This window comes from Thalassomonas sp. M1454, assembly GCF_007097525.1.
Lineage (GTDB): Bacteria > Pseudomonadota > Gammaproteobacteria > Enterobacterales > Alteromonadaceae > Thalassotalea_A.
This window is the reverse complement of record NZ_VKDD01000002.1, coordinates 1233126-1252116: the sequence shown is the minus strand read 5'-3', so window position 1 is coordinate 1252116 and position 18991 is coordinate 1233126. Positions and strand designations below refer to the sequence as shown.

General features: G+C 38.1%; 17 protein-coding genes. 11 read left to right on the top strand and 6 right to left on the bottom strand.

Annotated features, from left to right (window positions below):
- Window positions 1–166: 166 nt before the first annotated feature.
- The 5 genes from glyA to ribB all read left to right on the top strand — a co-directional run bounded on the left by glyA (window position 167) and on the right by ribB (window position 4966).
- The gene (gene glyA / locus FNN08_RS07535) at window positions 167–1423 is read left to right on the top strand and encodes a serine hydroxymethyltransferase (protein WP_143584126.1); all 1257 of its coding nucleotides are present in this window, start codon (window positions 167–169) and stop codon (window positions 1421–1423) included.
- Window positions 1424–1547: 124 nt separating this feature from the next.
- Entirely contained in the window at window positions 1548–1997 is a 450-nt protein-coding gene (gene nrdR / locus FNN08_RS07530) for a transcriptional regulator NrdR (RefSeq protein WP_143584125.1), read from the top strand.
- Between the two features lie 35 nt (window positions 1998–2032).
- Window positions 2033–3154, top strand: a complete 1122-nt coding sequence (gene ribD, locus FNN08_RS07525; protein ID WP_260679286.1) for a bifunctional diaminohydroxyphosphoribosylaminopyrimidine deaminase/5-amino-6-(5-phosphoribosylamino)uracil reductase RibD — start codon at window positions 2033–2035, stop codon at window positions 3152–3154.
- A gap of 29 nt (window positions 3155–3183) precedes the next feature.
- Window positions 3184–3849: a riboflavin synthase gene (locus tag FNN08_RS07520; protein ID WP_143584123.1), complete on the top strand. Its 666-nt coding sequence runs from the start codon at window positions 3184–3186 to the stop codon at window positions 3847–3849.
- 7 nt (window positions 3850–3856) lie between these two features.
- Window positions 3857–4966: a 3,4-dihydroxy-2-butanone-4-phosphate synthase gene (gene ribB / locus FNN08_RS07515; protein WP_143584121.1), complete on the top strand. Its 1110-nt coding sequence runs from the start codon at window positions 3857–3859 to the stop codon at window positions 4964–4966.
- 91 nt (window positions 4967–5057) lie between these two features.
- On the opposite strand, the gene FNN08_RS07510 is transcribed toward ribB, so the two are convergent.
- The 4 genes from FNN08_RS07510 to xseB all read right to left on the bottom strand — a co-directional run bounded on the left by FNN08_RS07510 (window position 5058) and on the right by xseB (window position 9107).
- Window positions 5058–5990, bottom strand: coding sequence for a DUF808 domain-containing protein (locus FNN08_RS07510; RefSeq protein WP_143584119.1), 933 nt, complete (start codon window positions 5988–5990; stop codon window positions 5058–5060).
- A gap of 104 nt (window positions 5991–6094) precedes the next feature.
- A complete protein-coding gene (dxs, locus tag FNN08_RS07505) occupies window positions 6095–7957 on the bottom strand; it encodes a 1-deoxy-D-xylulose-5-phosphate synthase (protein ID WP_143584117.1) in 1863 nt (620 codons plus the stop codon).
- A gap of 15 nt (window positions 7958–7972) precedes the next feature.
- The gene (ispA, locus tag FNN08_RS07500) at window positions 7973–8863 is read right to left on the bottom strand and encodes a (2E,6E)-farnesyl diphosphate synthase (RefSeq protein WP_260679285.1); all 891 of its coding nucleotides are present in this window, start codon (window positions 8861–8863) and stop codon (window positions 7973–7975) included.
- Window position 8864: 1 nt separating this feature from the next.
- A complete protein-coding gene (gene xseB / locus FNN08_RS07495; RefSeq protein ID WP_143584115.1) occupies window positions 8865–9107 on the bottom strand; it encodes an exodeoxyribonuclease VII small subunit in 243 nt (80 codons plus the stop codon).
- A gap of 219 nt (window positions 9108–9326) precedes the next feature.
- On the opposite strand from xseB, the gene thiI reads away from it, so the two are divergent.
- Window positions 9327–10790 carry a tRNA uracil 4-sulfurtransferase ThiI gene (gene thiI / locus FNN08_RS07490; protein WP_143584113.1) on the top strand — a complete coding sequence of 488 codons (1464 nt, stop codon included), beginning with the start codon at window positions 9327–9329 and terminating at the stop codon, window positions 10788–10790.
- 144 nt (window positions 10791–10934) lie between these two features.
- Window positions 10935–11972: a DUF4382 domain-containing protein gene (locus tag FNN08_RS07485; protein ID WP_143584111.1), complete on the top strand. Its 1038-nt coding sequence runs from the start codon at window positions 10935–10937 to the stop codon at window positions 11970–11972.
- A gap of 75 nt (window positions 11973–12047) precedes the next feature.
- Here FNN08_RS07485 and FNN08_RS07480 read toward each other — a convergent pair whose 3' ends face one another.
- Window positions 12048–13712, bottom strand: coding sequence for a dipeptidyl-peptidase 3 family protein (locus tag FNN08_RS07480; RefSeq protein WP_143584109.1), 1665 nt, complete (start codon window positions 13710–13712; stop codon window positions 12048–12050).
- A gap of 187 nt (window positions 13713–13899) precedes the next feature.
- On the opposite strand from FNN08_RS07480, the gene FNN08_RS07475 reads away from it, so the two are divergent.
- A complete protein-coding gene (locus tag FNN08_RS07475) occupies window positions 13900–14397 on the top strand; it encodes a glycine cleavage system protein R (protein WP_143584107.1) in 498 nt (165 codons plus the stop codon).
- A 78-nt stretch (window positions 14398–14475) separates the two neighbouring features.
- Here the strand turns inward: FNN08_RS07475 and FNN08_RS07470 are convergent, their stop codons facing one another.
- Window positions 14476–15447 carry a PstS family phosphate ABC transporter substrate-binding protein gene (locus tag FNN08_RS07470; RefSeq protein WP_143584105.1) on the bottom strand — a complete coding sequence of 324 codons (972 nt, stop codon included), beginning with the start codon at window positions 15445–15447 and terminating at the stop codon, window positions 14476–14478.
- A gap of 379 nt (window positions 15448–15826) precedes the next feature.
- Here FNN08_RS07470 and FNN08_RS07465 point away from each other — a divergent pair, with 379 nt between their 5' ends.
- The 3 genes from FNN08_RS07465 (at window position 15827) to phoR (ending at window position 18990) form a co-directional block, all read left to right on the top strand.
- A complete protein-coding gene (locus FNN08_RS07465; protein ID WP_143584104.1) occupies window positions 15827–16762 on the top strand; it encodes a porin in 936 nt (311 codons plus the stop codon).
- Window positions 16763–16941: 179 nt separating this feature from the next.
- Window positions 16942–17634 (top strand): phosphate regulon transcriptional regulator PhoB, encoded by a 693-nt coding sequence (phoB, locus tag FNN08_RS07460; protein WP_143584102.1) that lies wholly within the window; start codon window positions 16942–16944, stop codon window positions 17632–17634.
- 48 nt (window positions 17635–17682) lie between these two features.
- Window positions 17683–18990 carry a phosphate regulon sensor histidine kinase PhoR gene (gene phoR, locus FNN08_RS07455; protein WP_143584100.1) on the top strand — a complete coding sequence of 436 codons (1308 nt, stop codon included), beginning with the start codon at window positions 17683–17685 and terminating at the stop codon, window positions 18988–18990.
- The last annotated feature ends 1 nt before the right edge of the window (window position 18991 follow it).

Sequence of the window (18991 nt, the reverse complement as noted above, 5' to 3'; positions counted from 1 at the left end):
TTGTGCTCAATTTTTGAAATATATAAAATAGTAATTTTGTATAAATATTACCTTATTTTCCATATACAACTAGATCTAGTTAAGGCAAAATACTGGCAATTAAAATTCTAGAAGTACTCAATCATTTCAGATTAAAGTACTCAAAAACATTAATCGAGGATTACCCATGTTTACACGTGATATGAATATTGCTGATTTTGATCCAGAATTGTATCAAGCAATGAGCAGCGAAGTTGTTCGTCAAGAAGAGCACATCGAGTTAATTGCTTCAGAAAATTACTGTAGCCCACGCGTTCTTGAAGCTCAAGGTTCTCAATTAACCAATAAGTATGCTGAAGGTTACCCAGGTAAGCGTTACTACGGTGGTTGTGAATACGTTGATGTTGCTGAGCAATTAGCAATTGATCGTGCAAAAGAATTATTTGGTGCAACATACGCTAACGTTCAGCCACATGCTGGTTCACAAGCTAACGCTGCAGTATTCCAAGCTTTAGTTAAGCCTGGCGGAAAAGTACTAGGTATGAGCTTAGCTCACGGTGGTCACTTAACTCATGGTTCTCACGTAAACTTCTCTGGTAAATCTTACGAAGCATTTCAATACGGTTTACACCCAGAAACTGGTGATATCGATTACGAAGAACTTGAGCGTTTAGCATTAGAACATAAACCTGAAATGATCATTGGTGGTTTCTCTGCGTTTTCTGGTGTTGTTGATTGGGCAAGAATGCGTGAAATTGCAGACAAAGTAGGCGCATACTTCTTCGTTGATATGGCACACGTTGCCGGTCTTATCGCTGCTGGTTTATATCCAAACCCTGTTCCTCACGCACACGTTGTTACTACAACGACTCACAAAACATTAGCTGGCCCTCGTGGCGGTTTAATTATTTCTGGTTGTGATGACGAAGATGTTTATAAAAAATTAAACAGCGCAGTTTTCCCAGGTGGCCAAGGTGGTCCATTAATGCACATCATCGCTGCTAAAGCGGTTGCATTTAAAGAAGCTTTATCTCCAGAGTTTAAAGCTTATCAACAAAACGTTCTAGATAACGCAAAAGCTATGGTTGCTGTGTTACAAGATCGTGGTTATAAAGTTGTTTCTAACGGCACTGAAAATCACCTTTTACTTCTTGATCTTATTGATAAAGATCTCACTGGTAAAGACGCTGATGCAGCGCTTGGCCGTGCTCACATCACAGTAAATAAAAACTCTGTACCTAACGATCCACGTTCTCCGTTTGTTACTTCTGGTCTGCGTCTTGGTACTCCTGCAATTACTCGTCGTGGTTTTGGTACCGCTGAAACAGCACAGTTAACCGATTGGATCTGTGACATTTTAGATGACATTAACAACGAAGATGTTATTGCTAACGTACAGCAACAAGTAAAAGAGTTATGTGCTCGTTTCCCTGTTTATGCTTAGTATTGCTTAATCATACCAATTAATAGGGTATGGCTAACAAATACTTATTTGTTTAATAAAATGGTCGCTATATGCGGCCATTTTTTTTACAATTAAACTAATAACATCAAGTCCTAGGAATGATATGCATTGTCCTTTTTGCTCCGCAACTGAAACCAAAGTAATCGACTCCAGATTAGTCTCTGATGGCCATCAAGTTCGCCGCAGACGTGAATGCTTAGAATGTCGAGAGCGTTACACAACATTTGAAACTGCCGAGCTTGTAATGCCACGTATTATTAAACGTGACGGATCTCGTGAGCCGTTTAATGAAGACAAGTTACGTAGTGGCTTATTACGTTCACTTGAAAAAAGGCCGGTTAGTACAGAACAAACTGAACTGTCTATTAATAAACTCAAGTCGCAACTTAGGGCAACTGGTGAGCGTGAGGTGTCCAGCGAGATGTTGGGGAACATTATTATGGAGCAACTTAAGCTGCTTGATAAAGTCGCTTATGTACGTTTTGCTTCTGTTTATCGCTCATTTGAAGATATCCGCGAGTTTGGTGAAGAAATTGCTCGTTTGGGTGATTAAGCAATAAGTTTGTCAGCAACTAAAATAGTAATTCTATGGAAAATATAACTGTGCAACTCGATGAAGCTTATATGCAACGCGCCATTGCTCTTGCCAAAAAGGGTAAGTTCACCACATCGCCAAATCCTAATGTAGGCTGTGTGTTGGTTAAAAATGGCAAGGTTATTGGCGAAGGCTGGCATCAAAAAGCAGGAGAGGGGCATGCGGAAGTAAATGCTCTTGCAAGTGCGACTGAAGATGTAAAAGGCGCTACAGCATATGTTACTCTTGAGCCTTGTAGTCATTTTGGCCGAACACCACCATGTGCACAAGGCCTTATTAATGCCGAGGTCAGCCGTGTCGTTATTGCAATGCAAGACCCAAACCCATTAGTGTCAGGAAATGGCGTCGCTATGCTTGAGCAAGCAGGTATAGCAACCACTGTTGGCGTATTAGAAAATGCAGCTAAAAATTTAAACCCAGGCTTTATTAAAAGAATGACCAATAATTTGCCCTTAGTGCGTTGTAAACTAGCTAGTTCACTTGATGGGCGTACTGCTATGGCTAATGGTGAAAGTAAATGGATCACTGGCGCTGATGCCCGCTCTGATGTACAGCGTTTTCGCGCAGAAAGTTGTGCCATTATTTCAGGCGCGGATACTGTTATTAGCGATAATGCCAAGCTCAATGTACGTTATGATGAGTTAGGTTATGTACAAGAAAGTTTAACGCAAGAGCAAGTCAGACAGCCGGTACGTATTATTATCGATACTAAAAATCGATTAACTCCAGACTTAGCAATATTTACCAGTAATTCGCCGATAATTTTAGTGCGTGTAGACCTTGAAACTGAGCAACAGTGGCCTCATTTTGTAGAGCAGATGATCGTTAAAGTTAAAAATGCACAAGCAGACTTACACGATTTACTTATTAAGCTTGCACAGCGAGGATTAAACACTATCTGGCTTGAAAGTGGTGCTCGTTTAGCGGGGGCTTTTTTAAGTGAAAACTTAGTGGATGAGCTAGTCTTGTATCAAGCACCAAAAATTATGGGTGATAACGCTCGTGGCCTATTTGATTTACCACAACTTACTCATCTTAGTGATGCGATATCATTAGAGTTTAACGATGTGCGTATGGTAGGCGATGATTTGCGAATTATTGCCAAAATAAACTAGCAAATAAACATTTAAACAAGGCATAAGTAATGTTCACCGGTATTGTAGAAGCCCTAGGGCAAATTAAAGCCATTAATGTAAATAGTGATGGCGCACGTGTAGTTGTTGACAGTGGTGACCTTGATTTAACCGATGTAAAGCTTGGTGATTCTATTGCAACCAATGGTATTTGTTTAACTGTAGTCGCGCTTGATAGCAGCAGTTACAGTGCTGATGTCTCGAGCGAAACGTTAACAAGAACAGGCTTTGCACATTACGCACCTGGTACTAAAGTTAATTTAGAAAAAGCTATGTTACCAACTACTCGCTTCGGTGGTCATATGGTAAGTGGCCACGTTGATGGTATTGCTAAAATCTTAAATGTTACAACTGTTGGTAACTCGGTTGAGTATTGGGTAGAATTACCACAAAATTTAAAGCAATATGTTAGCGAGAAAGGCTCTATCACAATTGATGGCGTTAGTTTAACGGTAAATTCTGTTGAAAATGAGCGCTTTCGTTTAACAATTGTACCTCATACTACTGAGCAAACTATAATCAGTAGTTACCAAGCAGGGCACGTAGTAAATTTAGAAGTCGATTTAATAGCACGTTATATTGAACGATTATTATTTTGTAAAGGGCAAGAAGATACAGCTTCAAGCTCTGGTATTAGCAAAGAATTGTTAATGCAAAGCGGTTTTATAAAAGGTTAGATACAATATGAATTTAAATACCCCACAAGAGATCATTGACGATATTGCTCTTGGTAAAATGGTTATCTTGATGGATGATGAAGACCGTGAAAACGAAGGCGACTTCATTATGGCGGCTGAAAAAGTTACGCCAGAAGCTATTAACTTTATGGCGACTCATGGTCGTGGCTTAATTTGTATGCCAATGTCAAAAGACAAGTGTGCAACGTTAAAGCTACCGTTAATGGTTGATAAAAACGATGCCCAGTTCACCACCAACTTTACGGTTTCAATTGAAGCTGCACGTGGCGTTACTACAGGTATTTCTGCAGCCGATCGTGCTACTACAGTATTAGCGGCATGTGATAAAAATGCCGACCATCGCTCAATTGTGCAACCAGGTCATATCTTTCCATTAATAGCCAAAGATGGCGGGGTACTTAACCGTGCTGGCCATACTGAAGCTGGTGTTGATTTAGCCCGTATGGCAGGTTGTGAGCCAGCTGCTGTTATCGTTGAAATATTAAATGAAGATGGCACCATGGCACGCCGTGGCGATCTTGAAATTATCGCTAAAAAGCATGATATCAAAATGGGTACCATTGCCGATTTAATTGAATATCGTAATGCCACAGAAACAACGATTAAGCGTGTTAGCGAATGTAAACTGCCAACCGTTTACGGTGACTTTGATTTAGTTGCTTTTACAGACTCTATCGATGGCCAAACGCACTTTGCGCTAACTAAGGGTGAAATCAAAGCTGAACAGCCTACCTTAGTACGTGTGCATTTAGAAAATACGTTCCGCGATTTATTATTTTCAACGCGTGATAGCAAAAACACTTGGCCAATTGGCAATGCACTTGAGCGTATTGGTAAAGAAGGTGGCGTACTTGTATTACTTGGTAAGCACGAATCACCAGAGCAACTTATTAAGCAAGTTGAAAAATATGCACAACAAGATCAAGGTATTGAAGTTAACGAAGTAAATAAACACGTTGGCTCTCGAAACGTTGGTGTTGGTTCGCAAATCCTTGCTAATTTAGGTGTGTGTAAAATGCGCTTACTTAGCTCGCAAACTAAATACCATTCATTAGGTGGTTTTGGTTTAGAGATTGTTGAATACATCGCTGATTAATCGGTAATTATTTACGAACAAAGCCCTAATACTTGCCAGTATTAGGGCTTTTTTATATGTTCAATGAAATTATTACTACAAAGGTTATTGCTTAAGCCAAACCCTTATAAATTTTACAGGAAACACTAACGAGTGTTAAAGCAATTGCACCGGCAATGATACCAACAATGGCATTGAATGTTGGTGCTACAAACCAAGTGATTAATTCTGAGCTTATACTTGCTTCAATGTCAGTAACTAGGTGGTGTAGGGCAGGTAAGCCGTGAGCAATAATTCCGCCCCCAACTAAGAACATGGCTGCAGTACCAACAATGGCTAATGTTTTCATTAACTTTGGCGCGAAGCTTAATAAGAAGTTACCAAAGCCGTGTTTAACTTTACTCCACACATTTTGTATCGGTTGCTTAATTAGGTGTAAACCAAAATCATCAAGCTTAACGATACCGGCAACAAGTCCGTAAACACCAACTGTCATTATTAACGCAATAAGAGAAACCACGCTTGTTTGCTCCATAATGCTTTTATCTTGTACCGTACCTAAGGCAATCACAATTATCTCAGCAGATAAAATAAAGTCAGTTTTAATCGCACCTTTTATTTTATCTTTCTCATACGCCATCATATCAATGTTAGGATCTAATAAGGCATCAAGATCTTGTTTGTGCTCAGCCTCTTTGTCTATTTTGGAGGTAAATAAACTATGGGCTATTTTTTCTACCCCTTCAAAGCATAAGTACAAGCCACCGCACATTAGTAAAGGCGTGATCAGCCAGGGTATAAAGGCGCTAATAAGGAGCGCCGCAGGAACAAGAATAAGCTTGTTTATGAAGGAGCCTTTAGCTACAGCCCAAACAACAGGAAGTTCTCTATCAGCATTAACACCTTGTACTTGCTGAGCATTTAGCGCTAAGTCATCACCAAGAACACCTGCTGTCTTTTTAGCGGCAACTTTAGTCATTAGTGCTACATCATCTAATGCAACTGCAATTTTATCAATTAACGCAAATAGGCTTGAACCGGCCATGTGTATCCTTAAAAAGTGTTTATTTAAACTGAGTATAAAAAAGCCCTAACATATTAAATATTAGGGCTTATTTTCAATATTACAATTGCAATTAGTTAAAGAGCTTAGCTCATAAAAGCATTTATTTGTTTTAAAATACCTTGGCTGTCTAGACCAAGTTCTGCATGAATTTCTTCTTGTGTGCCATGCTTAATGAAACTATCGGGTAAACCAATATTTAATGTGTTTAGGTTTAACTTATTCGCTTGTACAAATTCATTAACAGCAGAGCCAGCACCGCCAGCAATGGCATTATCTTCAACGGTAATAAAGTATGTATGAGAGTTGCCTAGCTCAAGCAATAAAGCTTCATCAATTGGCTTAACAAAACGCATATCAACTACGGTTGCGTTGAGCGCTTTTGCGGCTAATTCAGCTTCTTGTAGAATTGTACCAAAGGCCAAAATAGCAATATTCTCGCCCTGACTTTTAACTAAACCTTTACCAATCTCAATAGTTTCATCAATAGAAGGTAATTGAGCCCCTGTGCCAGTACCTCGAGGGTAACGAACAGCTGCTGGGCCATTATGCTTGTGGCCTGTGTTTAGCATTAATTGACATTCAGCTTCATCGGATGGCGCCATAATAACTAAGTTTGGTACACAGCGCATAAACGATAAATCAAATGAACCTTGATGAGTAGGACCGTCAGCGCCAACAATACCAGCTCTGTCTATGGCAAATAATACTGGTAAGTTTTGAATAGCAACATCATGGATTAGCTGATCATAAGCACGTTGTAAAAAGCTTGAGTAAATCGCAACAACAGCATTTTGACCAGCAATGGCTAAACCTGCGGCAAAGGTAACAGCATGTTGCTCAGCAATAGCCACATCGAAATATTGCTTAGGGAAACGCTGGCTAAATTCAACCATGCCAGAGCCTTCACGCATTGCCGGCGTTACGGCCATTAGCTTGTCATCAACGGCAGCTGTTGCACATAACCAGTCACCAAAAATTTTAGAGTATGTTGGTAAGCCAGGCTTACTCTTAGGTAAACTTTCACTCGTTGGGTCAAATTTAGGCACCGCATGATATTTAATTGGATCTTGCTCTGCCTGTTCGTAACCTTTACCTTTAGTGGTAATTACGTGCAATATTTGTGGGCCCTTAAGGGTACTCATATTACGCACTGTATCAACTAAGGACGAAACATCATGACCATCAATTGGGCCGATATAATTAAAGCCTAGCTCTTCAAAGAATGTAGATGGTACAACCATACCCTTTAAGTGCTCTTCAGCTTTAGATGCAAGCTCTTTAATTGGCGGTATAGAGCCTAAGATTCTTTTTGATTTCTCACGCAAGCCAGTATAAAGGCTACCTGAAAGTAGTTTGGCTAGATGCGTGTTTAACGCGCCAACATTTTCCGAAATTGACATGTCGTTATCGTTTAAAACAATAAGCATATCTTTATGTATATCACCGCCATGGTTTAATGCTTCAAAAGCCATACCGGCAGTCATCGCGCCATCACCAATTACGGCAACCGTTTTGCGGTTTTTGCCTTCTTTATCTGCTGCAACGGCTAAACCTACAGCAGCAGAAATAGAAGTACTTGAATGGCCTACGCTTAATACATCGTATTCGCTTTCTTCACGCCAAGGAAAAGGGTGCAAACCATCTTTTTGACGGATAGTGTGTAACTGTTCGCGGCGACCCGTTAATATTTTATGTGGGTAAGCTTGGTGGCCAACATCCCAAATTAAATTATCTACAGGGGTATTAAAGACATAGTGCAGAGCGACTGTTAGTTCAATAACGCCTAAACCGGAAGCAAAGTGGCCACTGCTTTTACTTACAGAATTAAGTAAATAGCTACGCAACTCATCGCTTACCTGTTTAAGTTGCTCTTGCGGAAGTTCGCGCAATTGCTCAGGCTTGTTGATGTTTGCTAATAATGGGTATTGAGACAAATCGATAGTCATATAAAATAAGGCAACTTAATGAGCACGTTTAATAATAAACGTAGAAAAATTCGATAGATTTTGTGTATTGTAAGGCAAACTAGCTAATGCGTGAAGAGCTTGTTGAAATAACTGTTGCTCTTTTTCAATAGCACCTTCTAAACCAAGTAGAGCAGGATAGGTCGATTTACCTGCCTCTACATCAGAGCCTGCCGGTTTTCCTAATGTTTCTTCACTGCTGGTAATGTCGATAATGTCGTCATGTACTTGATAAGCTAAGCCAATTTTGGCTGCAAAATCTTGTAAACCTTGATACGTAGCAAGTGGTAAATCATTACGACAAAGTGTAGGCATTAAAATTGCCGCTTGCAATAATGCCCCTGTTTTTAACTTATGAATCGTTTGTAGATGTTCAATAGAAACTTGCTTATCAGTTGCCGCTAAGTCCATAGCTTGGCCACCGCACATACCTTGATAACCAGCAGCTTTACTTAAATGAGCAATTAATTTTATTTGCGCTTTAGCATCAATAGATACAAAGTCATGATTGCTGATAATTTCAAAGGCTAAAGTTTGTAAACTATCGCCGGCTAATATAGCAGTCGCTTCATCAAACTTCTTATGACAAGTTGGTTTGCCTCGGCGTAAATCATCGTCATCCATCGCGGGTAAATCATCATGTAATAATGAATATGCATGAATACACTCAATGGCCGCAGCAATCGGGTCAATATCAGATGGTGGAATATCTAACATATCACCTGTTACATAGGCTAAATATGGGCGCATACGCTTACCGCCAATAAGTAAACCATAACTCATGGCATCAAATAAGCGTTGATCGTTAATCTCGATGGCTTGTAATTGCTCTGTTAAATAACCATCAATACGAGCTTGATAATTAGCTAAGTTTTCAAGTTGGATCACGTTAGTCTGCCTGGCTCGCATCAAAGTCTTGTAATTGCTCTTCGCCATCTTTGTTTAAAAGAATTTGAATTTTTTGTTCTGCTTGACTCAACTTCTCTTGACTGGCTTGACTTAGGTTTAAACCACGCTCAAACAGAGTCATTGAATCTTCTAAACTTAAATCGCCTTGTTCTAGATCGTTAACGATCGATTCAAGTTCGTTAATTGATTGCTCAAAGCTTATGTTTTCGGTTTTTTTTACCAAAGTTTTCACCTTTCATGTGAGATATATTGAGGATTTTATCTATAGCCGCAACATTACATTAGAGCGGCCTTTTGGTCAATCTAAGCGCTATTTTATTGTATTATTTTATGTAATTAAATAGCGCTTAGATTTAATGTAATTGTTATTACAAAGTGAAACGTTACTATAGGTAGTACATAGTGTATAATGCGGCGGTTTTTTATTTAAATGGTTTAGTTAATGAAATTTATCGTAAAATTGCAGTCTGAAATTGCTATCAAATCTCGTCCCGTTCGCAAACGTTTTACTAAAATATTAGATTCTAATATTCGTAATGTCCTGCGCCGTATTGACGATCAGGTTAAAACCAAAGTGAATTGGGATAGCATTGAAGTAACAACCAAAAATACCGATGAAGATATTCGCATCGCGTTAATTGACACATTAAAATGTGTGCCAGGTATTACTTTTTTCTTAGAAGTTCAGCAACGTGAATTTACCGACTTACATAATGTTTTTGAACAAACATTAGAAGTGCATGCCAAAACCATTGAAAATAAAAGTTTCTGTGTACGCGCCAAACGCACCGGTGAACATGACTTTAGCTCGTTAGAGCTTGAGCAGTATGTTGGTGGTGGTCTTAACCAAAATGTTGACAGTGCTCGCGTGCAATTGAAAAAGCCTGATGTAACTATACGCATTGAAGTTAACCAAGATAAATTATTTATTGTTACCGAGCGCCATCAAGGTCTTGGCGGTTTCCCAATTGCGACTCAAGAAGATGTATTGTCTTTAATGTCAGGTGGCTTTGATTCTGCTGTTTCAAGTTACCAATTAATTAAAAAAGGTGCACGTACTCACTACTGTTTCTTTAACTTAGGCGGCTCTGCTCATGAGTTAGGGGTGAAACAAATTAGTTATTACCTTTGGAATAAATTTGGTGCCTCGCATAAAGTAAAATTCATTACCATTGATTTTGAACCTGTTGTTGCTGAAATTCTTGATAATGTTGAAAACGGTCAAATGGGTGTTGTACTTAAACGTATGATGATGCGAGCAGCAGCACAAGTTGCTGATAAAATGGGCATTCAAGCATTAATCACCGGTGAAGCATTAGGGCAGGTTTCTAGCCAAACATTAACAAACCTTAATGTTATTGACCGAGTAACGGATACGCTAATTTTACGTCCTCTGGCTGCTTACGATAAACAAGATATTATCAATATTGCGCGCACAATCGGTACTGAAGATTTTTCAAAAACTATCCCAGAGTACTGCGGCGTTATTTCTAAAAGCCCAACAGTAAAAGCTGTTTTATCTAAAATTGAAGCAGAAGAAGCTAAGTTTGATATGAGCGTGCTAGACAGTGTTGTTGCAGAGTCTCGTATTATCGATATACGAGATATAGGTAAAGAAACGGAAGAAGAGATCCAAGCGGTAGCTTCTGTTGAAACTGTTGATAGTGCAGGTCACGATAACGTTGTGTTAGATATTCGCAGCCCAGAAGAAGAAGATGCTAATCCTCTTGAATTAGGTAATGTTGAAGTAAAACACATTCCATTTTATAAACTTGCTACCCAATTTGGTGATTTAGCTAAAGATAAAACTTATCTTTTATATTGTGACCGTGGTGTTATGAGTAAGTTACAAGCTTTATATTTGCACGATAATGGCTTTATGAACGTTAAGGTTTATCGACCGTAAGATAGATGATTATTACCTAAGCAAAAGAACTTTATGATGAAATCCTTAAATTTATTTAAGGATTTTTTTTGCCCTATATTTATATAAAAATTGGTTTTGGACTAAGCTTAAGATCCCGGAGTTATGCATACTAAGGATTTAACTATGAATATTAAATTATTATTTATTATTCCTATTGCAGGTATTTTACTGCTTAGTTGTGATAGTGACAATAATGATAGTTCCCCTGAGCTTGATGTGGCGTTTTCACTAGGCGTGTCCGATGCCGTTGTTGATGATGCCGATGAAGTTAATATCGAAATAGACGCTGTTACTGTGATTATTGAAGGGCAAGATGATGTCGTTATCAATAGTTTTGATGGTAATGAAACGGTTAAAATTAATTTACTGGATTTTCCAGGAAGTGAACAATTAACTATTATTAGTGAAGATGATGATGTCGTTATTCCTGTAGGTACACACTCACTTGAGTTGCTTGTTGTAGATTCAGGCTCTTATGTATTGTTAATTGATGACCCACAACAATATTCAATAAAAGTGCCAAGCTCGCGTTTAAGACTAGGTGAATTTGATGTTGTTTTAGGCGCCGCTGAAACTGAAAATGGTCCTGCTTATACCGTAGAGTTTGATTTAGATAAATCGTTAGTGCAACGTGGCAACGATCCTGCAAAAAATGGTTTCATCATTAAGCCGCACGGTGTAAGGATTGTGTCGAGTGCAAGTAGTGGCACCATTGCAGGCAATATAGATATGGACGCTTTTATGGCGGCAAATCCTGGTTGTGACAGTATCAATAATATGATTTATCTATATAAAGGCAGCCATGTTGATGCTGAATTAGGAATGTTAACTGACAATGTTGATTTAGATGATGAAGAATACCCTGTTGATGCCCCGAAACCGAGCGATGCAGCAATTTTACCATTTGCTAGTACCCCAGTAATGATGAACGAGGATCAAAGCTATAGTTATGAAATTGGTTTTGTTCCTAATGGCGATAGTTTTGACGGTGGAGAGAATACCGAAGAAGCGACTTATACCGTTGCTTTTGCATGTGGAGCAAGCGATCAAGATGATGCGATTGTTTATGATCAATTAGTCATAGCCAATCCTGATACTGAAATTCAGGAAGTTATTGTAGTTACCGGAGAAACTGTAATGGCTGACTTTCCTAAAGAATAATAGAGTTTTATTACATTGGTAAAATAGTTATATAAAGGTCAGGGCTACCTGACCTTTATAATCTCTAACCTATATTTATAGATCTAACACTATCTTGCCTTGTTTAAACTCAATATCAACTGGAATTTGAGCTTGCTCAAGTTTTAACAAGTCAGCTGCCAAATCTTCTCTAACAATGCCCATTTCTTTTACTAATTTATCAACGCCATCATAGTCGCCGTTACCCTGAATAGTTAATATTAACTCTGAAAGAGAGTCGATAGCTTTTGACATTTTATCCATATCAACTTTGTATAAACCATCTTCGTCTTTAGTAAAGGCGCCATTATCAGCAAAGTAATTAAAACGAACCATATTTGCCTTACCATGGGCGCTTGAAGCACCAAAGCGAACAGAGCGGAATATACCTGCCATAAATGTGGTGTAATAATCTTTTAATTCGCCATCACTAATCGCGCCTTTTTTCAGTAGTTGACGTACCATATACAAGCCAAGAATATCCGCTTTACCTTCTTCTAATGCAGACGCATGTTCTTTTAACGCTTGGCGAACCATACCTTTATTATTGATGGTATTTTTTATACCTAAACCGTGCGCCACTTCATGAAACATAGTATTCGCAAAAAATGCGGTAAAAGTTACGTGCTTTCTATCTTCTGGGCTAACTAACTGCTCAGCGATTGGTAACATAATAGCGTCAAACTTTGCTTGCATCGCATTTTTAAGTTGTAAACGACGAGTACCTTTTTCTAGCTGTACTTGCTCATCATTAGGTAAATTGATGGCGATAGTTTTAGATCCCGCATTTGAATGACCAGCGTAATAAATTACGTCATAGGCATTTAAATCTGCATCTGAGCCAGGTACTTCTTTTTTATATTTTTTAGATACGGGTAAATTCTTTTGTAGTTCAGGTAAATATTGAGCGTACTTTGCTAAGCGCTCACTCCAACTTTGATCTTTAACTAACACATAAGATTCGAATCCAGCACGGTAACCAAAAAGTTGGTCTTCATAAGTTTCAATCGGACCAATGACTACATCAATCGGATTGTTTTTCATGTCCATCCAAGCAAAATCTGACGCCTGATAATCATCACTTCTTAAGGCTTGAGCGCGCAGAGTTAAGTACTGAGCAAATTCTTTATCTTGTGCAAATGTTGCTGCCTTCTCTAAAAGGGCTGCTGCTCGTTCAATTTGCTCGCTATAAGCTTCTGAATATGGAATGGAGTAAAGCTCATTTGCCTCATTTCTACGAACTAATGAGTACAAAGATTTATTGCCATTAAACTCATTTTTTTCAAATTCAGCTTTGCTCATGTCTTCTGGATAATATTGTGCTCCTGCAGGTTTTGCTTTCACTCCTGATAAAAATGGCTTATTACTATCTAATCTATCCCAAGGACCGTAATTTAGCTCGACAAACTTGCGAGCACTAGGGTCTTTTATTTTTGCTAAGTAATCTTTTTTAGATTGGCCAACGGCTTGTTGCCAAAACAAATCGTCCATAATTACTGAGGCATCAATTAAAGTTGAAAGTAACTGTTTTTGTTGTTCGCTCAGGTGAGATAAGTCGGCAGTAAGCTCTACCTCTTTATAAATATTAAGACGCGGTTTTGCACTATCTAATAAGGTAAGTTGCTCTGTTGCTGGCTTGTCGTTTGAACAGCCACTAAGTAATGCGCTGGTGAGTATGCTTGAGGTTAATAAAATATTTTGAGCTATTTTTGTAAGTTTCATGATCTGTCCTTTTTAGCTAATGAGCTAGACTAAAAAATTATCGGGTTCACTGCAATGATTAGCTACAATTAATATATATTTAAAAAAACAGTTAAAAGGTTTTGCGCAATCTAATAGGCTCTGTTATTAATTAACTAAAGAACATGTATTTAAATCAAATACAGGCATCGAAACAAAAGGATGATATATGAGACATGTAGTTATTTCGTTTTTAGGTAAAGATAGAACGGGTATTGTTGATAATTTAGCTAGTATCATAAAAGCGCATAATGGTAATTGGCAAACCAGTAGTATGCGTCACTTATCAGGACACTTTGCCGGTATATTAGAAGTTTTAGTTGGGCAAGATCAAGTTGAACAATTAGTTGCACAATTGCAAAGTATTGACGGCTTAAATGTTCAGTGTGAAGTAAGTGAGCCAACTAAGCATACAGATAAAACGATCCGTTTAGATTTAACCGCTAATGATCGTCAAGGTATTGTTGGTGAGATTTCTGCGGTTATTCATAAAGAAGGTGGTAACTTAGTTAAGTTGGTAAGTAGCCAGGGCAGCGCTGCTCACTCTGGGCAAACTATTTTTAAAGCTACGGCCAATATTGCTATTGAAGGTGATGATCATATTGATGCTTTAGTATCATCACTTGAAAATATTGCAGATGATTTAATTGTCGATATTATTCTCTAGTTACTAGCTTCAGTTCACCGATACAAAAAAGCCGCTTTCATTATTGAAAGCGGCTTTTTAATGTCTTTTGAAATGTGGTTAATTTATCAAACCAAGTTTCTTTAATTCTTTTTGCGCTACTGAGTTAGGCAGTGGTATATAACCATCTTTCTCAACAATTTTTTGCCCTGATTGAGACAACACCATTTTTAAAAATTCAGCTTCTTTTGGTGCTAGAGGCTTACTTGGGTGCTTATTAACATACACATATAAATAGCGTGAAAGTGGGTAGTCACCAGAGATTGCATTAGCCATGTTTGCATCGACATAGTTATCGCCTTTTTTACTTAAAGGTAGGGCACGTACACCTGATGTTTGATAGCCAATACCTGAGTAACCTATGCCATTAAGAGAGGCTGATACTGATTGCACTACAGATGCTGAGCCAGGTTGCTCGTTTACTGTATTTTTAAAGTCGCCTTTACAAAGCGCTTTGGTTTTAAAATAACCATAAGTACCAGATACTGAGTTACGGCCATATAGCTGTATATCTTTACCTGTCCAGTCACCTGTTAAGCCTAATGCACCCCAACGATCAATATCGGCTGCACCTTTACATTTACGATTGCTTGAGAAAATAGCATCAACTTGTTGAATACTTAAGCCTTTAATAGGGTTATCTTTGTGCACAAAAACGGCGAGGGCATCAATAGCAACACGAACTGGCGTTGGTTTATAGCCAAATTTTTTCTCAAATGCCTGAATTTCTTTTGACTTCATTTTACGGCTCATCGGCCCTAAGTTTGAGGTCGCTTCAGTTAGCGATGGTGGCGCTGTTGAAGAGCCTGCAGCCTGAATTTGGATGTTAACACTTGGGTAATTACGTTTAAATTCTTCAGCCCAAAAAGTCATCATATTGGCTAAGGTGTCTGAGCCTACTGATGATAAGTTGCCAGAAATGCCACTGGTCTTAGTATATTTAGGTAAGTTTTCATCCATTGCCATAGCCGATTGGCTAGTAAAAGTTGCAACAGCGATACCTACAGTCGTAATTAAGTTTTTAAGTTTCATCATTCTCTCCTGAGAGTGTTTTACTATTTAATTAAAGTTTAAGTTTTTGTAATTTCTGCACGTATCTTAAAAAACTAATGTGACGATTTTATGACAATATATAAATAATTAATGTTAATAAAAAAGTAGCTAGCTTTAAGCTCATTGTACTCACCCATAAAATATGAAAACTTAACTATTTTCATTATCTATTTTTTTCCTTGCTACCTATCTAACTATATCGAAGCAAGATATCGAAACACTTTTCTGCTAAGTGTTGATTTTGGTGCTTGTAATTCAGTTGTTATAAAAAGTTAATGAATGTCACAAAACTGTAATATTGCCGTGGCAAACTGTGCGCAATTAAAACTTAAACTATAAAAATATTTAGGGTAATACTATGAACTTAGTTAAAACTTCAATTGCGTTAACACTAACAGCGGCATTAACTGCACCAGTAATGGCTGATGAAATTAACTTTTATGGCCGAGCTAACTTATCTGCACAGTTCTCTGATGATGGCAATGGCGAAGGTAGCTTTACAGAAATTAAAAGTAATGACGACTCTCGTATCGGTGTTGCCGGTAATTTACAAGCAACTGACTCTCTTAAAGTTGTTTACCGTCTAGAATACTACGTTGATATGGATGGTGATGGTAACGACAAATCAAATTGGACCAAGCCAAGAAATCAATATCTTGGTTTAGCGGGTAAGTTTGGTGAGGTACGTTTAGGTATTCATGATACAGCGTTAAAAATGGCTAACCGTTTAGATGTATTTAATGATCATGAAGGCGAAATTAAAGTGTTATGGGAAGGTGAAAACCGCGCCAAGGATTCTATCACTTATATCTCTCCAAAATTTGGTCAGTTTTACGGACTATTTACTTATGAAGCTGAAGGTGACGGTGAAAGCAAAGATGGTATTTCAGCAGCCGTTCTTTATGGTGATGCAAAGTTAAAGAAATCAAAGTACTTTGCCTCAGTTGCAGTTGATCAAGAAATTGATGACCATGATATTGTTCGTGCTGCCTTTGGTATGAAACTTGGTAAAATTAAACTTGGTGTTATGGCACAAACTCAAGAAGAAATATCAACTGGCGTTGAAATGGATGGTGCTTTAGTAAGTGCGTCATACTCAATGGATAAATGGCTATTTAGAGCGCAAGTACAAACAGCTGATTACGATGATGTGGGTGAGCAAATGGGCGTTGGTGTTGGCGTTGATTATAACTTAGCTAAAAACGTGCGTTTGTACTCTAATATCAATACTTTTGATATGGATACCAGAGAAGACAAAGAATACGTTGCAGTAGGTTTAGCTTATACTTTCTAAGCAATCTTACCTTGCTAAAGCCGCTTAATTGCGGCTTTTTTGAGTCTGCTTAAATTACTCGCTTGATTAAATCGTATTTAATTATAAAAAATGATAACTTTACGATAACTGTCATAAAAGTGTCATGTTAAGTAGGCAAACTAAGTATTGTTTACTTCTATTTATTTTTAGGGACCATCATGAATCGACAAATATTAGTTGTTGAAGATGAAAAGCCAATTAGAGAAATGATCTGTTTTGTATTAGAGCAAAATGGTTTCAATGCTGTTGAGGCTGAAGATTATGAGCAAGCTAAAAACTTGCTACAAGACCCTTTGCCTGACTTGGTGTTATTAGATTGGATGTTACCTGGTGGTAGCGGTATCCAAATTGCTCGTGAAATAAAAAAGAATGACTACACCAGTAAAATTCCAATAATCATGCTTACCGCTCGCTCTGACGAAGATGACAAAGTTAAAGGCTTTGAAGTGGGGGTAGATGATTATGTTACTAAGCCGTTTTCACCCAAAGAATTAATTGCTCGTATTAAAGCGGTCATACGCCGAGTGGTTCCAACAGCTCTCGAAGAAGTGATAACTTTTAAAGGCTTGTCATTAGATCCTGTATCTCATCGTGTTGCGATTGATGATGAACCTATTGATTTGGGCCCGACAGAATTTAAAATGCTACATTTTTTTATGACGCATCCTGAAAGAGTGTACTCACGAGAACAATTACTAGATAATGTCTGGGGTACAAATGTATACGTAGAAGATAGAACTGTAGATGTTCATATTAGGCGTTTACGTAAGTCTATAACGGGCAAAGGCCATGAAGATTTTGTACAAACTGTCCGTGGGGCCGGTTATCGATTTTCGAGTAAAGTAGGTTAGTTTTATTACTCGGATAATAATAAAAATTTAGCATAGTTCAGGAACCTTATGATATATCGCTTTTCCTTAAAGCAATTTATTATTAAACAGCTTTTAATTTTTGTCGGTATTGGCCTGTTTGGTTATTTGTTTGATCAAATAACTTTATTTTTATTACTTGGCGCTGGCGCTTCTTTAATTTGGAATTACCGTCATTTAATCCAAATCATTCAATGGCTATGGCAAAAAAATCTCTTACATCCACCTGAATCATCTGGCATTTGGGGACATCTTTACGATGGCATCTATCGTCGTATTAAAAATTACCGAAAAAAACAAAAAGAATTAAATCACCGTATCAGACAATTTAGAGACGGCGCAGAGGCATTACCCGATGCGGCAATTGTATTAGGTTTAGATTTCTCTATTCGTTGGTCAAATAAAAAAGCGAATCGCTTACTTGGTATTCGTTGGCCTTATGATGCTGGCCAGCGCATTAATAACCTAATTCGTTCACCTAAGTTAACTAAGTACCTTAAGATACAAGACTTTACTGAGCCATGTTCAATTGTTGCGCCAAATAACGCTCAAAAACAACTTGAGTTACGATTTATGGTGTATGGAGATGACCAATACTTATTACTTGCTCGTGATGTTAGTCAGCTTAAGAGAATGGAGCAGATGCGCCGAGACTTTGTTGCCAATGTATCGCACGAATTAAAAACGCCACTTACTGTTGTCAGAGGTTATGTTGAGATGATCCAAGACGACGATAGTTTAAACGAGCAATGGGGGAAATCATTTAATGCGATAGAAGAGCAAGTGACTCGCATGGATCGTTTAGTGCAACAACTCTTAGTCTTGTCAAAAGTTGAAGTAAATGAAGATGCAGACATTCGCAGTAAAATAGATATGCCACAATTAATTAATAAATTAATTGAAGATGCCTCATGGCTCAACAAAGATAAGCAACACCAAATCACAGCCGACATTGACCCTACACTTGGTATTTTAGGTATTGATTCTGAACTAAAAAGTGCTTGTTCTAACTTAATTGTTAATGCGATGAATTACACGCCAAAGCATGGCGTGATAAAAATCAGCTGGAAAGCAGTGGGGGATTCTTGCCTCTTTAGCGTTAGCGATAACGGCTGTGGTATTCAACAAGAAGATATTGATAGGCTTAGTGAGCGCTTTTATCGGGTGGATAAATCTCGCTCACGCGATACTGGTGGTAATGGCTTAGGCTTAGCGATTGTTAAGCACGTAGCTAATCATCATAAAGCCGAGTTACTAATAGAAAGTGTTTATGGCCAAGGCAGTACTTTTTCGATTAAGTTTGCTGGCGATGATAGCCACAAAATAAGACCTGTATAGG

Bases quoted from the DNA above. Each gene is read 5' to 3' on its own strand.
- glyA (WP_143584126.1), top strand. From the start codon at position 167: ATGTTTACACGTGATATGAATATTGCTGATTTTGATCCAGAATTGTAT.
- nrdR (WP_143584125.1), top strand. From the start codon at position 1,548: ATGCATTGTCCTTTTTGCTCCGCAACTGAAACCAAAGTAATCGACTCC.
- ribD (WP_260679286.1), top strand. From the start codon at position 2,033: ATGGAAAATATAACTGTGCAACTCGATGAAGCTTATATGCAACGCGCC.
- FNN08_RS07520 (WP_143584123.1), top strand. From the start codon at position 3,184: ATGTTCACCGGTATTGTAGAAGCCCTAGGGCAAATTAAAGCCATTAAT.
- ribB (WP_143584121.1), top strand. From the start codon at position 3,857: ATGAATTTAAATACCCCACAAGAGATCATTGACGATATTGCTCTTGGT.
- FNN08_RS07510 (WP_143584119.1), bottom strand. From the start codon at position 5,990: ATGGCCGGTTCAAGCCTATTTGCGTTAATTGATAAAATTGCAGTTGCA.
- dxs (WP_143584117.1), bottom strand. From the start codon at position 7,957: ATGACTATCGATTTGTCTCAATACCCATTATTAGCAAACATCAACAAG.
- thiI (WP_143584113.1), top strand. From the start codon at position 9,327: ATGAAATTTATCGTAAAATTGCAGTCTGAAATTGCTATCAAATCTCGT.
- FNN08_RS07485 (WP_143584111.1), top strand. From the start codon at position 10,935: ATGAATATTAAATTATTATTTATTATTCCTATTGCAGGTATTTTACTG.
- FNN08_RS07480 (WP_143584109.1), bottom strand. From the start codon at position 13,712: ATGAAACTTACAAAAATAGCTCAAAATATTTTATTAACCTCAAGCATA.
- FNN08_RS07475 (WP_143584107.1), top strand. From the start codon at position 13,900: ATGAGACATGTAGTTATTTCGTTTTTAGGTAAAGATAGAACGGGTATT.
- FNN08_RS07470 (WP_143584105.1), bottom strand. From the start codon at position 15,447: ATGAAACTTAAAAACTTAATTACGACTGTAGGTATCGCTGTTGCAACT.
- FNN08_RS07465 (WP_143584104.1), top strand. From the start codon at position 15,827: ATGAACTTAGTTAAAACTTCAATTGCGTTAACACTAACAGCGGCATTA.
- phoB (WP_143584102.1), top strand. From the start codon at position 16,942: ATGAATCGACAAATATTAGTTGTTGAAGATGAAAAGCCAATTAGAGAA.
- phoR (WP_143584100.1), top strand. From the start codon at position 17,683: ATGATATATCGCTTTTCCTTAAAGCAATTTATTATTAAACAGCTTTTA.